This is a genomic window from Tindallia texcoconensis (assembly GCF_055383815.1).
On record NZ_AP042431.1, the window covers coordinates 1,271,323 to 1,294,038 of the forward strand.

Annotated in this window: 21 protein-coding genes; 2 read left to right on the forward strand and 19 right to left on the reverse strand. The window is 42.4% G+C overall.

Annotated elements, in window-relative coordinates:
* Positions 1-233 precede the first annotated feature (233 nt).
* The 6 genes from yycI to ACZ47N_RS05875 all read right to left on the reverse strand — a co-directional run bounded on the left by yycI (position 234) and on the right by ACZ47N_RS05875 (position 7,495).
* Positions 234-1,112 (reverse strand): two-component system regulatory protein YycI, encoded by an 879-nt coding sequence (gene yycI / locus ACZ47N_RS05850; protein WP_464888199.1) that lies wholly within the window; start codon positions 1,110-1,112, stop codon positions 234-236.
* 31 nt (positions 1,113-1,143) lie between these two features.
* Positions 1,144-2,598: a hypothetical protein gene (locus ACZ47N_RS05855; RefSeq protein ID WP_464888200.1), complete on the reverse strand. Its 1,455-nt coding sequence runs from the start codon at positions 2,596-2,598 to the stop codon at positions 1,144-1,146.
* Between the two features lie 20 nt (positions 2,599-2,618).
* Positions 2,619-3,146: a hypothetical protein gene (locus tag ACZ47N_RS05860; protein WP_464888201.1), complete on the reverse strand. Its 528-nt coding sequence runs from the start codon at positions 3,144-3,146 to the stop codon at positions 2,619-2,621.
* Between the two features lie 75 nt (positions 3,147-3,221).
* Positions 3,222-5,036 (reverse strand): HAMP domain-containing sensor histidine kinase, encoded by a 1,815-nt coding sequence (locus ACZ47N_RS05865; protein ID WP_464888202.1) that lies wholly within the window; start codon positions 5,034-5,036, stop codon positions 3,222-3,224.
* 1 nt (position 5,037) lies between these two features.
* On the reverse strand, positions 5,038-5,724 hold the full coding sequence (locus ACZ47N_RS05870; RefSeq protein WP_464888203.1) for a response regulator: 687 nt from the start codon (positions 5,722-5,724) through the stop codon (positions 5,038-5,040).
* A 181-nt stretch (positions 5,725-5,905) separates the two neighbouring features.
* Positions 5,906-7,495 carry a LysM peptidoglycan-binding domain-containing M23 family metallopeptidase gene (locus ACZ47N_RS05875; RefSeq protein WP_464888204.1) on the reverse strand — a complete coding sequence of 530 codons (1,590 nt, stop codon included), beginning with the start codon at positions 7,493-7,495 and terminating at the stop codon, positions 5,906-5,908.
* Between the two features lie 256 nt (positions 7,496-7,751).
* On the opposite strand from ACZ47N_RS05875, the gene ACZ47N_RS05880 reads away from it, so the two are divergent.
* Positions 7,752-8,861: a DnaD domain protein gene (locus tag ACZ47N_RS05880; protein ID WP_464888205.1), complete on the forward strand. Its 1,110-nt coding sequence runs from the start codon at positions 7,752-7,754 to the stop codon at positions 8,859-8,861.
* Complete coding sequence (locus ACZ47N_RS05885; protein WP_464888206.1) at positions 8,861-9,850, forward strand: ATP-binding protein; 990 nt, start codon at positions 8,861-8,863, stop codon at positions 9,848-9,850. The genes ACZ47N_RS05880 and ACZ47N_RS05885 overlap by 1 nt, the downstream gene beginning before the upstream one ends.
* A 22-nt stretch (positions 9,851-9,872) precedes the next feature.
* Here the strand turns inward: ACZ47N_RS05885 and ACZ47N_RS05890 are convergent, their stop codons facing one another.
* The 13 genes from ACZ47N_RS05890 to ACZ47N_RS05950 form a co-directional block, all read right to left on the reverse strand.
* Positions 9,873-11,156, reverse strand: coding sequence for an adenylosuccinate synthase (locus ACZ47N_RS05890; protein WP_464888207.1), 1,284 nt, complete (start codon positions 11,154-11,156; stop codon positions 9,873-9,875).
* Between the two features lie 150 nt (positions 11,157-11,306).
* The gene (locus ACZ47N_RS05895; RefSeq protein ID WP_464888208.1) at positions 11,307-11,519 is read right to left on the reverse strand and encodes a DUF1858 domain-containing protein; all 213 of its coding nucleotides are present in this window, start codon (positions 11,517-11,519) and stop codon (positions 11,307-11,309) included.
* 91 nt (positions 11,520-11,610) lie between these two features.
* Positions 11,611-12,948 (reverse strand): replicative DNA helicase, encoded by a 1,338-nt coding sequence (gene dnaB, locus ACZ47N_RS05900; protein ID WP_464888209.1) that lies wholly within the window; start codon positions 12,946-12,948, stop codon positions 11,611-11,613.
* Between the two features lie 24 nt (positions 12,949-12,972).
* Positions 12,973-13,419, reverse strand: coding sequence for a 50S ribosomal protein L9 (gene rplI / locus ACZ47N_RS05905; protein ID WP_464888210.1), 447 nt, complete (start codon positions 13,417-13,419; stop codon positions 12,973-12,975).
* Entirely contained in the window at positions 13,416-15,434 is a 2,019-nt protein-coding gene (locus ACZ47N_RS05910; RefSeq protein WP_464888211.1) for a DHH family phosphoesterase, read from the reverse strand. Before ACZ47N_RS05910 ends, rplI begins: the two co-directional genes overlap by 4 nt.
* A gap of 37 nt (positions 15,435-15,471) precedes the next feature.
* Complete coding sequence (locus tag ACZ47N_RS05915; protein WP_464888212.1) at positions 15,472-16,398, reverse strand: DUF2232 domain-containing protein; 927 nt, start codon at positions 16,396-16,398, stop codon at positions 15,472-15,474.
* Between the two features lie 42 nt (positions 16,399-16,440).
* Positions 16,441-17,457, reverse strand: coding sequence for an FUSC family protein (locus ACZ47N_RS05920; protein WP_464888213.1), 1,017 nt, complete (start codon positions 17,455-17,457; stop codon positions 16,441-16,443).
* On the reverse strand, positions 17,454-18,053 hold the full coding sequence (gene recR, locus ACZ47N_RS05925) for a recombination mediator RecR (protein ID WP_464888214.1): 600 nt from the start codon (positions 18,051-18,053) through the stop codon (positions 17,454-17,456). Before recR ends, ACZ47N_RS05920 begins: the two co-directional genes overlap by 4 nt.
* 48 nt (positions 18,054-18,101) lie before the next feature.
* Entirely contained in the window at positions 18,102-18,449 is a 348-nt protein-coding gene (locus ACZ47N_RS05930; RefSeq protein WP_464888215.1) for a YbaB/EbfC family nucleoid-associated protein, read from the reverse strand.
* Positions 18,450-18,553: 104 nt separating this feature from the next.
* Positions 18,554-20,161, reverse strand: coding sequence for a DNA polymerase III subunit gamma/tau (gene dnaX, locus ACZ47N_RS05935; RefSeq protein WP_464888216.1), 1,608 nt, complete (start codon positions 20,159-20,161; stop codon positions 18,554-18,556).
* Between the two features lie 94 nt (positions 20,162-20,255).
* Positions 20,256-20,972 (reverse strand): CvpA family protein, encoded by a 717-nt coding sequence (locus ACZ47N_RS05940; RefSeq protein ID WP_464888217.1) that lies wholly within the window; start codon positions 20,970-20,972, stop codon positions 20,256-20,258.
* Positions 20,973-20,976: 4 nt separating this feature from the next.
* Positions 20,977-22,131 carry a hypothetical protein gene (locus tag ACZ47N_RS05945; protein WP_464888218.1) on the reverse strand — a complete coding sequence of 385 codons (1,155 nt, stop codon included), beginning with the start codon at positions 22,129-22,131 and terminating at the stop codon, positions 20,977-20,979.
* A 57-nt stretch (positions 22,132-22,188) separates the two neighbouring features.
* The gene (locus tag ACZ47N_RS05950; RefSeq protein WP_464888219.1) at positions 22,189-22,707 is read right to left on the reverse strand and encodes a DUF4446 family protein; all 519 of its coding nucleotides are present in this window, start codon (positions 22,705-22,707) and stop codon (positions 22,189-22,191) included.
* Positions 22,708-22,716 lie beyond the last annotated feature (9 nt).

The following is a 22,716-nucleotide window of genomic DNA, read 5'->3' on the forward strand; positions in this document are numbered from 1 at the left end:
CAGGTGTTTTCACTGTATTATACTGTATGCCTACGCAGAAAAATGTTCATGTTGACTTTATGCTATTTTTGCTTTCTTGTCAAGTTCTCTTTGTTTTTTTGAATCTTTCTGACAATTCTTCTGGCTCTTGATGTGATTGATATAGAAAGGATTCCTGCCTCGCCTTCTCCTAGATGGTCTCAAGAAAAAACAGTTGTTTTCTCATGCTCCCTTGGCATGTAGAAACAACTGTTTTAAAAGGCTTCCTGATAAAAGGTTTTTCCATCCTTTAACACAATCTTCCAGGCAGGTACAGCCGTACCAGATTCAACCGAATCTCCCTCTGCAAAAGTTTCTCTTGTCAGTGGGAAGAAGTAACCCGGAAGCACTTCTGTGATCACGGCTGGTTCCTGAGAAGCATGATGTCTCTGTATTGCTTCAATGGTTCTCAATAAAGCTTCCGGTGCCGAAATCATGGTATGGCTGGTAGTTGTCTCCCCAATGGTTCGCATGTTTTCCAGAAGCAATGCCTCCACGGCTACGATGCCACGATGACCTATAAAGACGTTTACATAGCTCTCCCCAATAAAACGGCCTTCGTATGTTTGCTGATATACCAATTTATGAAGTGGTTCTTCTTGGTACTCTGGTTCCACACCAAAGTAGATTTGCTCTAGCTGAAGCCCTTCTTGATCCAAGTAGTGGGTCCTTAAAAAATCATTGGCTATGGCCACTAGTTTTTCTTCTTCTAAACTTGGGAGCATCCTTCCCTGTTCTTTATTTTGATATATTAGGATTTTTTCTTCTAATACGGTCACACGTCCCTTATGGTTGGCATAGGTATGGATATCCTCTTGAACCAAGGAATTTCCTAAGAGTTTTTCTGCCATTTCCTTGGGCGAAAAAAAACGATACTCTACATTAACGGAGTTCAAGGAAGGAGCAGCAAGGGGTAATTCTGTCCGAATTTCAATATTTTTATCTTGAAGAAACTGAAGGGTTTGTGTCACATAGTCATTACTAATAGCGGATGTTGAATTCCCCTGTTGACCTCCATAAAGGACGACCATCAAAAACAGGTTCGTTAGCAAAAAAGCAGCAATCAAAATATTTTTTGCTTTTGTCCAGTCCATTCAACACCATCCCTTCTCATGTTTCCTTTCCTTAATTCAATGGAATTCCTTCATGAGCATCAAAATAATAAATTTTTTCATCAATCTGTATTCTCCAAGCAGGGATCAGCATTTGTCGTCGATGAACTTCTTCTCTATCCAGATAAATCAATCGAATATCCTCAATGCGCCGAAGCAATTCGTCGCCTTCCAACTCTTCGAGGACTACTTCATCCTCCTCCCTTTCCTCTTGATCCCCTGAGGTGGATTGTCGCAGGTCTTCTAAGAGCATATTGAAGTGGTTTTCGATCAGCCGGTGAGGCGAAATAATCCCCTCTTCTGGTCTCACTTCTGGCATTCCCATTGCTTGCCTGGTCATGGATTGATATCGCTTCACCAAATCTCCGTATACATGAATTTCTATGGGGTTGGTGGAGGCCATTCGTTTTTGCTCCACCGAAACACCTTGCATGGAATAACCGAAAGCAAAGGAAAATCCTCGGTTCCCATCTTGTTCAATCGGGGTTACATTCTTTAAATAGGCTCCTTCAGGAAATCCATGGTTTCTCAACACAAACTCTAATGCGGTTTTAAATGCTCTATTTATATTGGTTCCAGATTCGTTTCCGGTTTCTGCAGTATATTCAATACGTCCCTGTTTGGATACTCTGACTTCTTGTTGTCCATATCCGTACATGTAAATATGACTGCCTGTAGTTTCTCGAATAATTTTTACAAAATCAAAGTTTTCATCAAAAAAAGTACGCACCCGCTGATGTAACCGATTTTCATGACTGGTGTCTACTTCACTCTCCACAAAAATACGCGGCAAATTTTCTTCATAACTTAGAGGCAACAACACGTCGTTCCCTACATAAGAAAATAAGGGGTAGTATTTCACATAACTCCCTGGCTGCTTTCGGTCCAATAAGCTTAATAAATCTGGCCAGTTTTCATCTATCGCATCTTCTTCCAGCGACAACTGGTAATAAATCCCCTCTTCATCCACCATATAAATGCTGTCTGGACTCCTTACGGGAATCAATATTTTTTGGATCATTTGAAGGTTTTGAGTAACCACATTGTCCATAGAGCCAACTAAGGCTGCAAAAAAAACCGACGGTACTCCTTCTCCAAAATAGAGTTCCATATTTCTTCCAGAAAACCCCTGAAGGTAGTCCTCATAGGAAACAACTTGAATCTCTGGGTCCTGGTTAAAATAGGTGCTCAGAACGGCTTTACTATGGTCCCAGTAAGGCTTCATGTTTAAATGATCTAAATGCGTATGATGACTATTGTTAACTCCGCCGCCAAAACCCAAAACCAATCGCTCTGGACGAAGCACAGATTCCTTAGTTTCTGCCAGCAGGGTTTCGCTTACTTCAAAATAAGAAGCCTCTGTTTGTAATAACTCCAGAGGCGAACGAAACCAGACACGCTGGGTCAGCATGACGCTGGTCATTATAAGAAAGACCAGCAGCAAGCTTTTCAGTTTTTCTTTATTCATAACAAGTCACTCCATCGAAGCTATAGCCCCATATTCATCAGTCGATTCAGAATATCCGTGGTGCTAGATTCTCGAACATCCCGCGTTACTTCTTCTTTCATTTCTTCTCGATCTTTCACCGTAATGATTCGCTCCACCGTTGGCAATGCTTCTTCTTTTAAGGTGCCGGTAAATACCAGCTTGTTTTTTCCTTTTTTCAGTTCAATGCCTTCTACCCACCCTCTTTGTAAAGCACCAATTTCAAATTCCATGGGTTCGTAGGTCGGAAGATAGTTTTCTTCTTCTTCCATTAAGCTGGCATTATGAAACACCTCTAAAATCACCAAACTTCCTTCTGGTGCTTTAAAAGAAATCATAGGACTACGCCGACTGGTAGCCCCGTTTCGTTGAGGCTGGACCACTTGAATGACATCCTCTTCCAAATCAATCTCTTCCTCTAAATTGATTGGGCTCTCCAGCATAACCTCATCTTCTGTTGCAAAAACAGGCGCTATTTTTATGCTTATTGTCAGTAGTACCAGCAAGCTGATTACCAGAAATTTTTTCATATAAACTCCTCCACATCTGTTACTAAACTCATTATACAAAAAAAATGTTACAGGAGTATTACAGTGGAATTAAGATCAGGTGACACCTTTTTTTCCCTTATTTTCCTCTTGAAAAAGAGGGAATCTCATAATGACACGAGTGCCTTTATCTTCTCGGCTATACAGGTGCAACGTTCCACCATGGGCTTCCATAATCTGTTGGGCAATGGATAACCCTAGTCCAGTCCCTCCTTGTTCTCGAGATCTGGCTTTATCCACTCGATAAAATCGTTCAAATACACGGGGCAAATCCTGGCTGGGAATCCCCATTCCATTATCTTGTATGGTCAGAGCTGCCGTCTCATTTTCCTTTTGTAGGTATACCCGAATCTCCCCTTCTTCTGGCGTATACTTAATGGCATTACTGAGAATGTTTAAAATAACCTGTTCGATGGCGTCTTCATCCCCTTGGGTTCTCACAGCTTCTTCTGGTGGCTCATAGACTAAGGCTTGACCCTTTCCTTTCATGGTAGGTTCCATAGCCATCAGTGTCTTATGGGTTACTTCCATCAAGTTGATAGGTTCTTGATCCCATTTGGTTTGCTGGAAATCCATATTAGATAACTGAAGTAAATCTCTCACTAAGCGAGCCATACGGTCTGCCTCACTATCGATGACTCCCAGAAACTGTTGTTGCATTTCTGGATCTTCCACGGCCCCATCCATCATGGTTTCCGTATAGCTTTTAATCGTCGTTAACGGTGTTTTTAATTCATGGGATACATTGGCCACAAATTCCTTTCTCATGCTTTCCAGTTTTTCATGCTCTGTAATGTCTTGCAATAAAAAGATAAGGCCTTCCATTTCTTCTTGTTCGTTGCGATAGGGAGCATAGCTTGCTCGAATTTTTGCCCCATCTCTCATTTCCAAAATTTCACTACCGCTCCACCCACTGGGATCTCCTTGAAAATCTTCTAGGCATAAGGATGGTTTTGCGCTGTTAAAAAGATGGTCAAAAGCCATTTCCTGACTCTGCTTACGATCCAAAGAAAGCATATCCAGAGCTCTGGGATTGATATGCACCAATGTTCCAGCCATAGAGGTTGCCACTACGCCGTCTGCCATATAGGTAAGAATGGCATCTAATTTTTGCTTTTCGTTGGATATTTCTTGCAAAGATGTCTTTAAACGAGCCGTCAGGTAATTAAACATGCTGGCCAACTGACCAATTTCATCGTTAGACTTTACTTCTACCACCTGATTAAAGTCTCCTCCTGCCATTTTGGAAGCCTTGGTGGTTACATCCCGTATAGGGCCGGTAATACTAGCGGCAATAAAGTAACCCAGTACAATGGTAATCATCAAGGCCACCACTGTAGAGCGTAAAAAAATGACTCGGGATTGGTATAACGTCTGATAAATATCCCCTAGGTCTCGTCTCACATAGATCACACCAGATATCCGGCTGGTTTCATCGTAGAGAGGAAAAGCCATGTTCTTTGAACGGACACTTTGCTGCCCGCTGCTAATCATGTCTTTTTCTGTCTCTTCCCCATTAAATGCCCCTAAAATCAGTTCTGGTTCCAAAATATAGGTTGCATTCTGATCTCGATGAGCTGGATTGGTGCTGGCGACCACCCTAAAACCGCTATCTTTTTCAACAATATAGATTTCCATACCCACTCGCTCATAAAAGCCAATGGTTTCTTGGGCTTCATCCTGCTGCTCTTCCCAATCCATGTTTTGAAGTGTGGCGGAGACACTTTTGGAAACCTGCATGATATTATTACGTTCCACGTCCAAATGATAGCTCTCAAACTGCTGGATAATAAAAACACCCACAATGACCATGGCAATAAAAATCAACAAAAAATAAATGGTTATCATTTTGATCCGAATGCTTTTAAACATACTAAGGCCTCCTGAAATAGTATCCGACACCTCTTTTTGTCGCTATAAACAGAGGACTTCCAGCATCGTCTTCAATTTTTTCTCGCAGTCGCCGAACAGTGACGTCTACGGTTCGTATGTCGCCATAGTATTCATAGCCCCACACTTCTTTCAAAAGCTGCTCTCTCGTGAATACTTGATCTGGTTTGACTGCTAAAAATCGTAGTAGTTCAAACTCCCTAATAGTGAGCTCCACCACTTTGTTTTCCTTTTTCACTTCGTATTTTGACAGGTCAATATGAAGATTCCCTGCATCTATTTGAGTATTGGCTCCGTTGACTTCTCCACCAATCCGTCGTAAGTTAGCTTTTACTCTTGCCAACAATTCTCTCATGCCAAAAGGCTTTGTAATATAGTCATCCGCACCCATTTCCAGCCCCAGTACTTTATCCACTTCTTCTTCTTTTGCGGTTAGCATAATAATTGGCATGGCATACTGCTCACGAACCTTCCGACACACTTGAAACCCATCTAGTTTAGGAAGCATTAAGTCCAATAGGATGAGATCCGGTTGACAGGACACCACTTTTTGCAATGCTTCTTCTCCGTCATAAGCCACTTCTGTATGATACCCTTCTTTTTCCAGGTTGAATTTCACGATATCAGAAATCTTTTTTTCATCTTCTACAATCAAAATGGTAGTTTTCATCTTTCCATCTTCCTTTCTAAGGAATGCCTCCAAAAATGTTTTACTTTACTTCCTGACCTTTGGGTCTTTTGATGTCCATGATCTTTTCCTTATCATACCAGAAACCGTCTAAAATGAACACATAAAAAGAAAAAGCCCCTAGGGAAAGTCTTTCCCTAGGGCTCTAACCATAATTCGCTTCTTAATAACGGACATAATTTCTAGGATTCACCGGTGTCCCATTTTTACGTACCTCGAAATGCAAATGAGGTCCGGTGCTGCGTCCAGTACTTCCAACGCTTCCAATTTGTTGATCTTTGTGGACTCGCTCTCCACTGGACACAGAAATCCTATTCATATGGGCATAATAGGTTTGGTATCCATTCTCATGATCAATAATGACCAGTCTTCCATAGGCCCCTCTGTTTCCTGCAAAGGATACTCGTCCTGCATCTGCCGCTGTGATGGGTGTACCCGTAGAATTGGCAATATCGATGCCTGTATGACGCCGTCCCCCTCGCATACCAAAAGGAGAGGTAAGCCTTCCTCTAGTCGGATTGATAAAAGTACCTGTTGCCATGGTTGCTGGTCTTTCTTTGGTTCCCACCGCCACCACTCTGGTTACAGGCTCCGAATGTACTTTTTCTTCAATGATTTCCCGTTCTGCCACTACACCATTTTCTTCAATCAAATACGCTTTAATATCTCTTTTTCCTTCTTCCCCCTGGACTGTAATCCGCTGATCTCCTTGATACATGGACTCTGTCTCTACATTTTCGGTCTCAAAAGGAATTTCTTCTGTTTGCTCCACGTAATACCGGCTTTGTACCGTTAAATAAGGCTTTGGCACAACCAAATTAAGCTCCTGCCCAATACTCAACCTCTCTACTTCTATCTCCGGGTTGGCTTCGGCAATGTCTTCCACAGTCATGTCGTTTCGTTCAGCAATTACCCAACTACTGTCTCCTGGTTCTACGGTATATATTTTTTCTTCATCGGTTCCTGTGCGCACAAACTGTACCGCATCTTCCAGCGGTCTAATTTCAGCAATTTGAGCTGGGATTTCTAGGATTTCTACTTCTTCTAAAAATGAAACTTCCGAGTACTCTACCTCTTCCTTAAGAAAAGGTTCTTGTATGCTGGCCAACAAAGCTTTTGCATCTTCTTTGGTACGAAGAATAACCAAGGGTTCGCCTTCCACACGCAGCTCTACTGCTTGGACCTGTTGCCCAAGCTGGGCACGAATGCCGCTCATCAACACTTCTTTAGAGCTTAACCTTGCATTTCTAGCTTTTACTTCCACCCATTCCTGTTCTTCCGGTATGTAGGCTTCCAAATCATAGGTCCGTTTCATTTCTTGTTGAAGGGCTTTTTTCGCTTCTTCAAACTCTTCCTGTTCCCGGACAATCCCTATCAAACTACCTTCTAGGTACACTTCATAGGCTTTCAGAGAAGCTTGGTATTGATGGTTCGCCACTAGAGAAACCGTCAGCACAAGGGCCATCGCCGCCGATACCAAGATGTGTTGCTTTTGCTTTTTTTCCCGAGAGTTCCAAAGTTCTACGGACTTTTCTTTGGTCTCTTTTGCTTTTCCTTGGATCTTTGACCAATAGGGTCCTACTTCTTTTTTTATTTCTTTTAGGTTTTGCTTTATGGTTAAGGCTACTTCTTTAGACTGCGTAGCCCTATGACTTCCAAATCTATTCATATGACTTCCAAATGTATTCAACTGTGTTTTTGCTTGTCCCAACAAGTGAGCCAGACGTCGCTTCCAAGGTTGTCCTTCCTTCATTATCCATATCCCCTCCTGCTATCTCATGATGATCAAAATGATCTTTAAAAACGGCACTCTTTCAGCCGTGGAGGTCCTATTGCTTTTAGTGAGTCCTACTCTTCTTATGAACCACTACACATTATATCCCACTAAAGACCTATAAATCAATACAAAACATATGTTCAGAGCTGCTAGAAGTTGAAAGGAATGGGTTTAGCTCTTTCCTTTCTATGTTATAATGAAGAACAAATAGGAAAAGGAAGGTGTGACGGTTATGGCTTTTTACATTCAAAGTGTTCCTGTAGATCTGGGAGATACTCCCTTAGAGAACATTTTCATTGACCTTTACATGCCGACAGCTCCTGGTGATTATGTAAAAGTGTATTTGCTGGGCTATCGTTATGCACAATTAGGAGAAGAAGCACGAAAGTTTTCTCATCAAAATTTAGCCAACAATCTTAATATACATTTGAAAGACATCTTGGATGCGTGGAATTATTGGGAAGAACGAAATGTGATTCAAAAGAAATGGAATGCAGATGCGTCCCAATCAGACCGGATAGACCCTGGCTCCCCTGCCTTCGATGTTGTCTTTACCTCATTAAAGCAGCTTCATTTAGAAGAGCTTCATTATGTGGAGAAAAAAGGGAAGACCTCCACTTTATCGGATTCTTTACCCAAGTCCGAGCCTGATCCCTACACGGCTTCTCCTACGGATATTATGTCGGCAGTTCGTGACCCTCACCTACAAGAACTTTTTCAACAGTTGAACAAAATCATGCAACGGCCTTTAGTTCCTAATGAGCAAATGGAAGTCTTGCAATGGATTCAGCATTACAACCTTGAACCTGAAATTGTTCGACAAGCCTTTCTCTATGCCTGTCAACAGCGAGAAGTAAGAAGTGTCCGTTATGTGGGAGGTATCCTTCGAAATTGGCAAGATCAGGGGCTTCGAGATTCAAAGTCCCTGGAACATCATTTGGACCGACAGGGGGAACGCTACCGAATGTATGACCAGATTTTTCGGGAGCTTGGTTTTTTCAGCCGCATGCCCACCCAAGCTGAATCTACTCTTATGAACCAATGGTTAGACGAATATGCTTTTAGTATGGAAATGATTTTAAAGGCTTGTAGTTATACGACTCAGACCTCTCGACCCAGCATCAAGTACATTCATGGAATTTTGAGCCGTTGGCATCAGGAAGGCATCAAAGATCTTGCCACCCTCACTGCCCAGGAACAAAACAAATCTAAGCCAGCAAAAGAATCTAAAAAAACTCAGTTTCATCTGGCGGATAGCCGTGGCAAGGATTACTCCAATGATGATTTAGAGAATATTTTGCTGGGCCGTAAACGACGTCGAAATCCCAAGGAGGATGATTAATGAAACGTTCTACCATGACGCGAAATATCAAGAAAAACTATGACAAAAAACGACTTCAGGCAGAGCGTGCCCATGAGGAAAAAATGAAGGCCCTTTACGAATCTGTGCCGGAATTGGAAAAAATAAATGCTCAGATCACTAAACTAGGACTTTCTGTTAGTCGGGCCTTAATTGCCGGTGAGCCCCATCAAAATCAAATCCTCGACGGTCTGCGCCAGGATATGAACGCTTTAAAACAACAAAAAACCCAGCTTCTTCAGGGACTGGGTTTAACGGAAAAAGATTTGCAGGTAGCTTACGAGTGTCAAGACTGCCAAGACCGGGGGGTTTTAGAAAATGGAAAACACTGCCACTGCTACCAACAGGAATTGATTGTTCGAGCCTACACCATGTCCAATCTTTCCGGTGTGTTAGAAAAAGAAAATTTCAAAACCTTTCGCCTTGATTTGTTTTCAGATCAAATTCCACCCAAGGAGAGCCTTTCTCCCAAAGACAATATGATGCAAGTCCTTCAGCAATGCGAGGGCTTCGTTTTTAATTTTGATGCCTATGCCTCGCCGGAGGAAAAATCAAATTTGCTTTTTTATGGCCCCACAGGACTAGGTAAAACGTTTATGGCCAATTGCATCGCCAAAGGTCTACTAGATAGGGGAAAAATTGTCATCTACCAGACGGCCTATCAGCTTATTTCCTTGCTGGAAAAACACCAGTTTCAAGAGAAGCAGGATCCACAAACCATCCGAATGCTCTCTACTTGCGATTTGCTGATTTTAGATGATTTAGGGACGGAACTGACCAACAGCTTTACCAACAGCCAGATTTTCCAATTAATCAACACTAGGCATTTGGAAGGAACTCGAACCCTTATTTCTACCAATTTAACACCCAAAGAACTCATGCTCCGCTATGATGATCGGATTTGTTCCCGTCTTTATGCCTATTATGATTTTGTGAAATTTTTTGGCGAAGACCTGCGTTGGCAACGCTGATCTTCGCCAAAAGTCCTAACTCTTATATCATAGATTCCCGAAGAATCGTCTGATTTCTGTCTGGTCCTACGGATATCATTTTCACTGGAACACCCGTTATTTCCTCTACTTTTTGAATGTATCTTTTCGCTTCTTCTGGTAAATCATCGTACTTGTTAATACAGGTGAGATCTGTTTTCCAGCCCTTCAATGTTTCATAAACTGGCTGGCATTTTGCCAAGGCTGGGAGGCTGGCTGGGAAATAAATGGTTTCTTCTCCATCTTTTTCGTAGGCCGTACAAATTTGAATTTCATCAAATTGATCCAATACATCCATTAACATCAAGGAAATTCCCGTAAGGCCATTGACTCGTGTGGCATATTTGAGCATCACTCCATCCAACCAACCACATCGCCGTGGTCGGCCCGTGGTGCTTCCATATTCGTTGCCATTTTGGCGAATCACTTCTCCTATTTCATTGTCTTGCTCCGTTGGAAAAGGACCTTTGCCAACCCGAGTGGTATAGGCTTTTACAACGCCTATAATTTCATCTAAGGCATTGGGTCCAACGCCAGCACCCGTACAAAAACCTGCAGAAGTTGGATGCGAGGAGGTAACATAGGGATACGTTCCCAAATCAATATCCAACAGCGTTCCTTGAGCTCCCTCAAATAGGATTTTTTTCCCTTTGTCCATGGCTTCATGAATCAAAACAGTGGTGTCTGCAATGTATTCTTTTAAGTGAGCACTATATTGACAGTAGGTTTCAAAGATTTTTTTAGGATCAAAGCCTTCTACGTTATAGATTTTTTTCAAGACTTGATTCTTTCTTTCTACTTGTTGATAGATGGAAGTTTCCAGTTGTTCCAAGTCTAAAAGTTCGCCAACCCGAATCCCAGATCGCTCAATCTTATCCATGTAACAAGGACCTATTCCTCTCCTTGTGGTTCCGATTTCCTGATCTTTTCTTGCTTCTTCTTCTAATTCATCCATCCGCTTGTGATAAGGAAAGATCATATGCGCCCGTTCATCTATTTTGATGGTGCTGATTTCTACATTTTGACTTTTCAACGTCTCTACTTCCTGCAAAAACCCTTCTGGATCAAATACAACCCCATTGCCAATAAGGTTCAGTGTCCCTTCATACAAAACACCAGAAGGCATCAAGTGAAAGGTGTATTTCTTATCTCCTACCACAACGGTATGGCCGGCATTGTTTCCTCCCTGGGCTCTAACCACTACATCTGCGTGGCCTGCCAAGTAATCAATCAGTTTTCCTTTCCCTTCGTCGCCCCATTGGGCTCCTACGATGGCTGTTGATGACATTTTCTTCACTCCTTGCGGGGGTCTCCCGTTGCTGGTTTTGTCTTCTATGTACCCTCTGTCCCTCTAAAAGTCAGCCTTATCGTACCATAGGATGAAAAAAGAATCAACAATGGAAAGACCCGCCAATGTGGCGGGTCTTTCTCTTTTTCTTTATTGTACGTCTGCTTTTTCTAGGTATTGGTTCAAATCCTCTACTAATTTTGATACATCAATCCCATGTACTCTTCCAGCATCTGCAATACTTTCCATCGTTGCACCAGGGCACCCAAGGCATGCAAGGCCATGTTTCATGAAAATAGGGGCTACCCCTTCATCCATTTTTAATACATCCATGATCGTCATTTCTTGATTTACTTTTGACACATTATCCCTCCTTATGCCATCTCAGCATTTAATCCGTACTGAAATTGTCAAGATTATTGTACCATAGATTGAATACGGTGACAACCGCCACTTATGCGTACTTAGATGCATCCACAAACTTCTGAAATTGACCCAGCCAAACCATCTCCACCGTGCCTGTTTCACCATGTCGATGCTTTGCCATAATAATCTCTGCCAAATTTTGTTGTTCGCTTTCTTCATCGTAATAGGCTTCTCGGTAAAGAAAAATGACCACATCTGCATCCTGCTCAATAGCTCCAGACTCTCTCAAATCTGACAGAATCGGCTTGTGATCCGCCCTCTGTTCTGGAGCTCTAGAAAGCTGAGATAGGGCAATGACAGGACAGTCTAATTCCTTGGCCATGATTTTAAGATTTCTGGAAATCGCTGAAATTTCCTGCTGACGATTCTCTGTTCTTCCATCTCCCTGCATCAACTGCAAGTAATCAATCAGTACCAGATCTAATCCCTTTTCCATTTTCAAACGACGTGCTTTAGACCGCATTTGAGTCACGGTGATGCCGGCTGAATCATCAAAATATATTTTTGCATTGGACAACGGTACCATGGCCTGGGCAATTCGATTCCATTCCTCGTCATTAAGCTGTCCACTCTGAATTTTCCCTAAATCAACCATGGATTCTGCCGCCAGCATTCTTAAAATCAACTGTTCTTTGGACATTTCCAAACTAAAGATGGCCACGGCTGCATCGGATTTTAAGGCCGCATTCTGAGCTAAATTCAAGGCAAAGGCAGATTTCCCCATGGCGGGTCGGGCTGCTACCAAAATAAGATCGGAAGCGTGGAGACCACTCAGTTTCTTATCAATATCTAAAAACCCAGTACTAAGGCCCGTAACGGATTGTTTGTTTTCATACCTGATTTCTATTTCATCAAAGGCTTCATTTACTACTTCTTGGATACTGGTAAATCCTTGGCGATATTGCTTTTGGGTGATATCGTAAATATTTTTCTGTGCTTGTTCCAAAAGCTCTTGGACGTTAACATCCGCTCGATAGCCCTGCTGAGCAATTTCACGAGAAGAGTTAATAAGCCTTCTCAGCACGGCTTTTTCTTCCACGATTTTGGCGTAATACTCTACATGGACGGTTACGGGTACGGAAGTGGATAAACTGGTGATATACGGAATGCCACCGATGGCTTCTAGGGTTTCACGTTTTTTTAGTTCTTCTGTAAGGGTAAGCAAATCCACTGGTTCATCCCGTTGAAAGACATTAACGGCTGATTCAAATAATTCTCGATGGGCTTCTTTATAGAAGTCTTCTGGAAGCAACATTTCCAATGCCACAAATACGGCTTCCCGATCCAACAACATGGCTCCCAAAACGGATTGCTCTGCTTCCACACTATGAGGTGGTATTTGCACCATTTCGTTGAAATTTTCCATCCTACCACCTCTTTCTTTTCCAGTTTACTCTGCTTGCACCTTTACGTTCATATTAGCACTAACATTGGGGTATACCTTAACTTCTACTGTAATATCCCCTAAATCTTTGATGGGATTTGTCATGGTGATTTTCCGTTTATCTATCTTTATTTTATGCTGTTTTTCCAGGGCTTCTGCTATTTCTTTGTTGGTCACAGACCCAAATAACCTGCCGCCTTCACCAGCTTTGGTTTGAATGGTAACGGTCAACTCTTCCAACTGTGCTTTCAAGGCCTTGGCTTTTTCCAGCTCTTCTGCTTTTCGTTTGGCCTGAGCTTGTTTTTGCTGCTGTACTTCATGGACATTGCTAGAGCTGGCTTGAACTGCCATTTTTCTGGGTATCAAAAAATTTCGGGCATGTCCATCGCTGGCCTCAACAATTTCACCTTTTTTTCCGAGCCCTTTAACATCTTGCTGTAAAATTACTTTCATGATTCTTCCTCCTCTTGTTCTTCTTCTAAAACCTGTTCAATGGATTGTATCAACGTATTTCTGGCTTCTTCCATACTCACATCTTTCAATTGAGCACCGGCTACGGTCATATGACCTCCGCCTCCCAATCTTTCTAATATTACCTGTACATTAATATCCCCTAAAGAACGTCCACTAATAAAGACAAAGCCTTTGGGATCATTCCCCAGTACAAAAGACGCTTTGACGCCACGTATATTCAACATGATATCCGCAGCTTGAGCCGCTACTAAATTAGCGTTTTCTGATTCATCATCACTCACTGCAATGGCAATCTTCTCTAATATCAATTCTGTTTTTTTCACTACTTCTGCTCGGGAGACAATGGAATCTAACCCATCTTGAAACATTTGCCGTACCAAGGTGGTGTCGGCTCCAGCTCTACGAAGATAGGATGCAGCTTCAAAGGTCCTCACTCCAGTTTTAAAAGTAAAGTTTTTTGTATCCAAGGCAATACCAGCCATAAGGGCTTCTGCTTCTAGGCTCTCTAAATGCAGTTTTTCTTCCATATAGTGAATAATCTCTGTTACCATCTCACAGGTAGATGAAGCATAGGTTTCATGGTACGTAAGAATTGGGTTTTCAATAAAATCCGTACTGCGACGATGATGATCAATCAAAACGATCTTCGTATCTTCCTTCAACAATTCCGGACATTCTGTATACACCGGCCGGTGAGTGTCTACCACCACCACTAGGGTCTTTTTAGCCAACTGCAATTTTTGCGCCTCCTGGCAGGAAATAACGGCTTTTTGATAGGCTGGAATCTTCATCATTCGTTGATACAGCACTTCAATGGATGGATTGCTTTCATTTAAAACAATATAGGCTTCCTTTTTCCGATTTTTGGCTGCTCTATAGATCCCAAGAGCTGCTCCCAAGGCATCTAAATCGGCATTTTTATGGCCCATTACCAATACAATCTCCGATTGTTCCATCAGTTGTCGCAGGCCATAGGCAATAACACGGGCTTTTACTTTTGTCCGTTTTTCAACGGCTTTGCTTTTTCCACCATAAAACTTTATATCATCGTTTTTCTTCACTGCCACTTGATCGCCACCACGGCCTAAGCATAAATCTTTAGCCGTATTGGCATAGGCCATGCACTCCTGAAAATCCTTCCCCATGGTTCCCACCCCAATACTCAAGGTTGGGGGAATCTGGTTGCCCAATTGTATTTCACGAACTTCATCCAAGATTTCAAATCGTTTTACCTCTTGATTCTCCAAATATTGATATTCAAAAATAACAATATATTTATCCTGTTCATATTTTCTGGTAAGCCCTTTGAGTTTGGCTGCCCAGACATGGGTGCGATGATCAATATCTGCTGACACTTTGGCTCGGTTAACATCTTCTGTGCTTTTCATCACTTCATCATAATTGTCTACTTGCACTAAGGCTACCACCATTTTTTCCTGATTGTATTTCTTTTTCAGGTTTTCAAAAGCCGTATTCTCGATCCAGTATAATACCACCAAATAATCCGACCCTTGGATGCCCTGTTGCCGCACCACATTAAACAGCACCTTATAACTTCTATTGTCGATACGTGCATGTCCAATTTCTGGTGTATCTTTTCTCATCAACTCATGTAAATCAAAATTATTCACCAAATCATGGATGTTTTTTTCCAGCAAATCTTTTTCCTGTAGGATCCCAGTAAATTTTTGATTGTACCAGGTCACCGTCCCATCAATTTCCACCATACTTAAGGGAATGGGCATATTGAGGATAGACTGCTTGGTGGCGGAATCAATATCCGTAGAAAGACGCTCGATATAGTCTGTCCATTCTTTTTTTTTCATATTGCTCACCCGTAGATTATACATCAACAAATAGGCAAGCAAAAAAATCCCAACAATCCCAATGGGTCGATTGTAAAATGCAATCAACACAATTAACACCGTGATAATAATCATATAAATACGGGTGTCCGGTATTAGTATTTGGAACAATCTATTTTTTTTCTTCATTGTGGACACTCCTTGAACAAAGATGCTATGCCTGTGCTTAGGATGTCAACTTACGAAAATCCGCCATAGAGTCAATCAACCCCAAAAAAGCAATCAAGGTAATAATGGGGCTTAACAACACCAACAGGATCAACACAAGAATCCGAAGCCATTTAGGAACTCTCGTTCCTTTAATCCAATAACTAATAAGAGAAATCCCTTGCATAAAGAATACCATTACAATCAGCAGCACCACATTGGCTACCAATCCTTCGGTGTTAAAACGATCTATGTAGCCCGTTAACCAAGACAGCATTAGTACCAAAAAAGAACCCATCACCACATGGCCTGGCAGTTTAAACTTACTAAACTCTGGTAATTCTTTTGGATATCCGCCACTTCTCCGCAGGATAGCGATCATCATATAGTAGTTGAGAAATGCGCCAAAAAGTGCCTGTACCATAATCAGTGCCGGAAAAATCAATAACATATAGTGAATCAATTCTTCCACGGCTAGTATATCCATATTAAGATGCTGCAGGGAGTGGATTTGATGCTCTAAAGCCGATTCAAAGACTTGGCCAAGTTCTACAGCCAATTGAATGCCGCTGGTTCGTGCAATAAGGTAGATCAAAAAGAAGGTTGCTGCTGAAGAAGCTGCAGCTCCTGCAAAGATAATTTCATGGGAATGTTTTTCTCGCCGAATCCATGCCCCCATGACGAGAATCATGGGGCCAAAAACAACCATCATAAAGACACTGTATAGAATCCCCGTAAGGATTCCAATGAGCAAGGTGGTGACCATAAAAGAAAAAAAGCCATACCGAGTGGCTCTGCGGGCTGCCAGCACCAAGAATGGCACCGGCAAAAGTACCAGCAACATGGATAATAATGGAATGTAGAGGGTTCCTAAAACAAATATAGTAGTCAAGGCGGCAATCATGGCAGCCTCCATCATGGCTTTTCTATGTTCTCGCTGTTCCAACGCACTCGCTCCTCAGTGAATCAATCCTACCGTTTTAACTGTCTAATCCGTCGAATAGCTAAATATAATGCTGCTTTTGGAAAGTATCTCTTCTACATTATACAGCACTACTAAGAATTTAATTGTTTCTTCAACGGAAAGCGGAACGGCAGTTTCCTGATTTTTAATTTTTTTCTTTATTTTATTGACATGTTCTTCAATTTCTTCTAAGCGATCCGAAAGAGGCATACCTCCACTATCCAGATCTTTCTCTATGTTTTTCAGATCCTGATACACGGCAACCAATTCTTTTTCCATGGGCTGCATAATACTAAGGGATACTCCTTTTTCTACAATGCCCATCAGGTTTTGTAAATGTTGGGTCATTTCTGAGATCAATTTAAACACCAACATCACTTCTTTGATATGCATTTCACCATGCACCTTCAGTTTTTCTTCTTTCTCTTGCAATTCTACCAGTTTTTTAATTTCAATCTGACTTTCTTCGATGCTATCTATTTCTGCCTGCAACTCATCTAAGCTTATATTTTCACGTCTCATTAACACGCCCAGCATTCTGTTCTGGGCTTTAATAATTTCCGGTGCTGCCTTTCGAATTTCCTGCAACACCTGGCGATCATAGGTGGGTGGCATAAAAAAGTAATTAATCACAAGGGCTATCCCTAACCCAACCCCCGTATCAAAAAGACGGCTCAGGGCATAGGCAATGGCACCATTTCCAGCTTCCACAAAGACCGCCACAAAAACAATGCAACTGATGACAACCGCCTCTGGGGTTTTTATCAGATTCATCAACCAAATCAGGGCCAAAACCCCAAAGCCGGCCAAGATAGGGTTAGGCGGAAGCCAGATGGCTAATACCATACCAAAAACGGCTCCTACGGCGGTTCCCATCATCCGGTTGCGTCCCACCACCCATGAATCCGCAATGGTAGGCTGCATTCCAATAAGGGCTGCAATGGTTACAAAGAAGGGGCTTTCTAAGTTAAGCAAGGCTACAGCAAAAAGGCCGATGGTTACGGCAATGCTGGTCTTAATAGTTCGTAATCCAATCTTCATAGCGTTTTCCGACCCTCCATGGCTTTTAAAAGCGTCACTTCATCCACATATTCCAAATCGCCTCCGACAGGAATCCCATACCCAATTCGCGTCACTTTAATCCCCATTGGCTTAAACAACCGTGCCAGATACATAGCCGTGGCTTCCCCTTCAATGGTTGGATTGGTAGCTAGGATAATTTCTTCTACGGCTTCAGCACCTACTCGGTCTACCAGCTCTTTTATCTTGATGTCTTCCGGTCCTATGCCTTCCAAAGGAGAAATTGCTCCATGCAATACGTGATAGAGTCCTTTGTATTCCCTGGTTTTTTCCATAGCTGCCACGTCTCTAGGATCTTCAACGACGCAAATAGTCGTGGATTCCCGTTTTGGACTGCTGCAAAGAGCACATGTTTCCGTATCCGTAAAATTGGCACAATGGCCACAATAACGAATGTTTTTTTTCGCTTCAACGATGGCCCTAGCCAACTGAGTCACCTCTTTGGCATCCATGCTAATAACATGAAAAGCCAAGCGTTGAGCGGTTTTACGCCCAATGCCCGGCAATCTACTAAAGGCTTCAATTAACCCAGCAATGGGCGTTGTAAATTCTTGCATTGATTTCTCCCCGCTTCTTTTCTTTTGGTCTGGCTCTGTTTATTCTTTTTATAATCCTGGTGGCATTCCCATGCCGCCTGTTAGTTTGCCCATTTCCTGATTAACGGTTTCATCTGCTGTTCGAAGTGCTTCATTAACAGCCGCCATTACCAAGTCTTCCAACATTTCCACATCCTCTGGATCTACTACTTCTGGTTTAATCCCGATGTTTTTTATTTGCTTTTTGCCGCTTACGACTACGTTTACAGCACCTCCACCAGCCGTAGCTTCAAATTCTCGTGATTCCAGTTCTTCCTGAAGTTCTGCCATTTTTTTCTGCATTTGCTGGGCTTGTTTCATCATCGCGTTCATATCAGGCATTCCGCCTCCGCCACCGCCAAATTTTCTTTTACCCATTATGTGGTCACTCCTTTTCCTTCATTTTGTTTTTTGGATCGTTTCTCTATTATAACATATCTGATAGAGCTATTAAGGCTTACGCGTATATCCTCTTCTTTTCCTTACTCTTCCTCAATAATTTCCAGTAAATCCTCTGGCACAGCTTCCTTTAGTTGGTCCTGTATCTGACCTTGATTTCCCTTGGCGTCTGTATGGGTATCTTCCATCAATCGAAGCTTCAGTCTCAAGGAATAACCCGTCACTTCTTTTAAAAGCCGTGACATATAGGATCGAATATCCTCTCGATCCAACTTGCCATAATGAAAGCTATGTTCTGGATCAAAGCCCAAAAAAGCCGTATTCTCTTCTAAATCCACAATTCGCCCTTCTCTTGCCATGGCCTGTATGGATGCCTTTTTATCCATCTTCATGCGTTCCAAGACTTCTGGCCATTGCTGCTGCACCGACTCTAAAGTTGGAGACGCAGGGTTTTTGACTTGTTTCTCCGAGTCCAATGGCGGCGTCGCAACTGTTTGCTTTTCAACTGTCGGCGTTGCTTTCTTTGATGGGGCAGATGGCTTTGTTGGGGTGACTGGCTTTGGATCCGATTCCCCAGATTTTTTCCTGACAGATGGTGTTTCTTCCACAGCAGCAGCCAAAGCAATGATTCCACTTTCCAGTAAAATATAGGGTTGTGAGGATCGCTTCATGGAAAACTCAATATCTGCCATGGATCTAATGATCTCTGTGATCTGAATAGGCGTAAATGCTTCTGCTTGCCCCAGCAGCTTGTTTCGTTTGGCCTCTGGCATGGCATCCCACCCCTCTACTTCGGCTTCCAAAGATGCCATCAGCAGCCAACGGAAATGCTTCATTAAATCGGATAATAGTTGTTTCATGTCTTTTCCATCAAGGTAGAGAGATTGAAGGAGTTTTGCTACTTCAATGGCCTCATTGGCAGCCATATGGTTTACCATCTGAAACAACAGGTCTTCATTGATGCTTCCCAAGACTTCAATAACATTTTCGTAAGACAATTCTCCTGGATGATAGGCAATACACTGGTCCAGAATACTAAGGGCATCCCGCAAAGCACCTTCTCCATTAATGGCTATGGTTGTTAAGGCTCCCTCATCGCACACCATATCTAAGGAATGGCAGATTGTTCCCAGACGATTTTTAATCTCTTCCATGGAAATAGGCTTAAAGGTAAACCGTAAGCACCGAGATAAAACCGTTGCTGGTATTTTATGGAGTTCCGTTGTGGCTAAGACAAACACCACGTGCTCCGGCGGCTCTTCCAGTGTTTTTAATAAAGCATTAAAGGCCCCTGAGCTCAACATATGAACCTCATCGATAATGTATACTTTGTACCTTCCTTTTATGGGTGGATATTTGACATTTTCTCGAATTTCCCGAATATGGTCTACTCCATTATTGGAGGCAGCATCAATTTCCAACACATCCATTAACTGTTCCGAAAGCACTCCACGACATACTTCACATACATTGCAGGGATTGCCATCATGTGGATTTAAACAATTGATGGCTCTGGCAAAAATTTTAGCCGTAGAGGTTTTTCCAGTTCCTCTTATTCCAGAAAATAGGTATGCATGAGAAATGGAATCGGCGGCAATTTGATTTTTTAGCGTTTGGACAATATGCGCCTGTCCCATTAATTCTTCAAAAACTTCAGGCCTCCACTTTCGATAAAGCGCTTTATAGCTCATGGTATTTCACCCCTTACTTAGTTTTATCCGCTGGCGGCCAGCCGCTTGGGTTTTATCTGCGGAAGTTGCATCACCGCCGTCCTTAAATAACGGTTTATGATGGATTCAAGGTTCCTGTAACTCCAAAAACACTGGGCATCATATTGTTGAGCCAAGGAAGCAACAAGGATTGGCGAAGCGCTTCTGCCACAGCACCTTGAGCATTAGCCGCCGCAAAAGGCGTCAATAAAATGGTCATCAACCAGATCACAATGAAACCTCGAAGCAAACCTGTCATCAACCCACCTGTGCGATTAGCCATGTTAAGCAGCGGCAATTTAAACAATCCATTAATAAACAAACCTCCTATATATACCAGTTGCTTAACGACTAAAAACACCAGCACAAAAGAAAAAAAGGAGATAAAAAAATGAAGCAATGCTTCTGTGGCTTGGGCCAGCATCCAATCTTCTGCTAAGAGCATGGAAGTATCTATTCCACTCATTTCTCCATATTCAGGGATCCATTTTTGGACAACAGAGGGAACTGGCAGTTGTTGCCAAAAATCATGCATGGTTTCTTCTGTTAAATGGCTGGTTTGCGGCCTTTCCCAGCGGGACTCCAGATATCCATGAACCCATTTTCTAAAAGGTGCCACCATAGAAGGCATTTCAATCCATCGTTCCATGACCAAATGACTGTATTGCTGAGCAGCCCAGTATCCCACTATATAGCTGGCCAAACTTGCAATGGTAAGGATTAAGCCACGGCTATATCCTCGAAACAGATTCCATCCAACAATGATCATAATCAAGATATCTATCCAGCTCATCCCTTCACCTCATTTCATAAAAAAGTATTTCACCTCGGGTTTGCAACGCCACCGTACCGTCTTCCAGCACAAATCCTTTTTCGATATCACTGGAAACAACATGAGATGCCACACGTTCCAACTGGTGATTATAAAGCCTAAGCTGTCGTGAATTGTAGAGGAGAATGTAGTTTTCATTGGCATCCAGTCCAGAAACATCCATAGAAATGAATTTTTCTCGTTTATTCTTTCCGTCCACCGTCAAAAAACTGATTTTCCCTCTAACCTCTTCTTCTACATCTTCCCCTGGTTCCCCCGGTTCTCCTGGTTCCCCTGGTTCCACCTGTTCATGGCGATGAATAAGGACCCAGGCCCTTCCACTATATTGCTTTAAATAAAATGCGTCAACAGGCTGTTCTTCTAGTATTTCCTTTTGCGCTGTCATCACTTGCAGTTGGTCATCAAACAAGATGGAAACTTGGTTATGATGGTATTTAGCATCAAAGATAACCTGTTGAGGAAAAGACCAGGAAGACTCTAATACCCCCTGCATATCCGTCATCAACAAAACAGATTCATATCCCCGAGAACTGGTTTCCAACATACTCAACAACACTCTGTTTTGAGATGAATGAATAGAGCCGCTCAGCACATTGGTTCGTGGCAATAAAATGCTTCCCATCACCCGTCCATGATTATCCAACACCGTAAAAGGCATCAGTCCATCTTCTTCTGGATGCCCCATGAGGAGATGGTGATCTGCGTCGCTGACCATCCATTCCACATACCGGTTAAATGCCTGCTGATACAACATATGACCCTCTTCATTAAGGGCCAATAAGTACCTAGGCGAATTCTCCAAAATAACAATCCGATTTCCTTTTAGCGCCGCAACATGGGCCATATTTTCAGTTCCCAAGGTCCAATCTTGTTGTCCCGACTGATGAAAGTAGCGAACTTCCGCATTTCTTACGACATATACCCCTGCTTGACCTCGGCCAATTTTCCAGTTTCCGCTATAGGGAATCGCCACCTCACGTTGTAAATACAGTTCCTGCTCTCCTCTAAAGACATATTGCTGCAACCATCCAATCGTCCAAGGACTGCTTAGCAGCAGGATGACAAAAACCATCAGAACCCATGCAACAAAGGCTTTCTTTTTTCTTCCTTTTCCTTTCAAAAAAAAACCTCCCGGTTTTTCTAAGGGCTATTGCTCCAGCTTTGTGGCTGGTGCTCCCTATTTTTCAGTAGACGCCGTATGCTTTTCCCGTGCAACCCTAATAGCCTGCACTTCTTCAACGGACAAATGTTGTTCCGATACGCCTCGCTTTATTTCTTTTGCGTAATTGGTAGATTCATATCGCCCATGAATTCCAGTCAGCACCACCCCATTTAATCCATCGTCTAAGATCGCCACAGAGTAGCTTAAGCTACTGCCTATATCATCAAAGGCATTGTAACGAATCACCCCTACCCGTTGTACGCAATTCCTTAGGCTTTTTTCTATTTCTTCCATTCTTTCTCCATGATCTTTGGCTGTCTGATGATGATTCTCCATGGCCTTTTGCTGATCCAACAGTACTTTTTCAATATTCTCTCCTTGGGCGCCCCTCATTAATTGTTTGAACTTTTTTTTAAAGGATAGTAGATTCACCCAGAGCACCAGCACCAGCATCAATAGAACCAAAGATACCAATAAACTAATGCCTACATACATTTCCACTTGCCCACCAAACAATTGATTCCAGTTTATCATCCTCATTTT

What these genes read in the sequence shown, in the direction of transcription:
- yycI (WP_464888199.1), bottom strand. Translation starts at nt 1,112, where the DNA reads ATGGACTGGACAAAAGCAAAAAATATTTTGATTGCTGCTTTTTTGCTA.
- ACZ47N_RS05855 (WP_464888200.1), bottom strand. Translation starts at nt 2,598, where the DNA reads ATGAATAAAGAAAAACTGAAAAGCTTGCTGCTGGTCTTTCTTATAATG.
- ACZ47N_RS05860 (WP_464888201.1), bottom strand. Translation starts at nt 3,146, where the DNA reads ATGAAAAAATTTCTGGTAATCAGCTTGCTGGTACTACTGACAATAAGC.
- ACZ47N_RS05865 (WP_464888202.1), bottom strand. Translation starts at nt 5,036, where the DNA reads ATGTTTAAAAGCATTCGGATCAAAATGATAACCATTTATTTTTTGTTG.
- ACZ47N_RS05870 (WP_464888203.1), bottom strand. Translation starts at nt 5,724, where the DNA reads ATGAAAACTACCATTTTGATTGTAGAAGATGAAAAAAAGATTTCTGAT.
- ACZ47N_RS05875 (WP_464888204.1), bottom strand. Translation starts at nt 7,495, where the DNA reads ATGAAGGAAGGACAACCTTGGAAGCGACGTCTGGCTCACTTGTTGGGA.
- ACZ47N_RS05880 (WP_464888205.1), top strand. Translation starts at nt 7,752, where the DNA reads ATGGCTTTTTACATTCAAAGTGTTCCTGTAGATCTGGGAGATACTCCC.
- ACZ47N_RS05885 (WP_464888206.1), top strand. Translation starts at nt 8,861, where the DNA reads ATGAAACGTTCTACCATGACGCGAAATATCAAGAAAAACTATGACAAA.
- ACZ47N_RS05890 (WP_464888207.1), bottom strand. Translation starts at nt 11,156, where the DNA reads ATGTCATCAACAGCCATCGTAGGAGCCCAATGGGGCGACGAAGGGAAA.
- dnaB (WP_464888209.1), bottom strand. Translation starts at nt 12,948, where the DNA reads ATGGAAAATTTCAACGAAATGGTGCAAATACCACCTCATAGTGTGGAA.
- rplI (WP_464888210.1), bottom strand. Translation starts at nt 13,419, where the DNA reads ATGAAAGTAATTTTACAGCAAGATGTTAAAGGGCTCGGAAAAAAAGGT.
- ACZ47N_RS05910 (WP_464888211.1), bottom strand. Translation starts at nt 15,434, where the DNA reads ATGAAGAAAAAAAATAGATTGTTCCAAATACTAATACCGGACACCCGT.
- ACZ47N_RS05920 (WP_464888213.1), bottom strand. Translation starts at nt 17,457, where the DNA reads ATGAAGATTGGATTACGAACTATTAAGACCAGCATTGCCGTAACCATC.
- recR (WP_464888214.1), bottom strand. Translation starts at nt 18,053, where the DNA reads ATGCAAGAATTTACAACGCCCATTGCTGGGTTAATTGAAGCCTTTAGT.
- ACZ47N_RS05930 (WP_464888215.1), bottom strand. Translation starts at nt 18,449, where the DNA reads ATGGGTAAAAGAAAATTTGGCGGTGGCGGAGGCGGAATGCCTGATATG.
- dnaX (WP_464888216.1), bottom strand. Translation starts at nt 20,161, where the DNA reads ATGAGCTATAAAGCGCTTTATCGAAAGTGGAGGCCTGAAGTTTTTGAA.
- ACZ47N_RS05940 (WP_464888217.1), bottom strand. Translation starts at nt 20,972, where the DNA reads ATGAGCTGGATAGATATCTTGATTATGATCATTGTTGGATGGAATCTG.
- ACZ47N_RS05950 (WP_464888219.1), bottom strand. Translation starts at nt 22,707, where the DNA reads ATGATAAACTGGAATCAATTGTTTGGTGGGCAAGTGGAAATGTATGTA.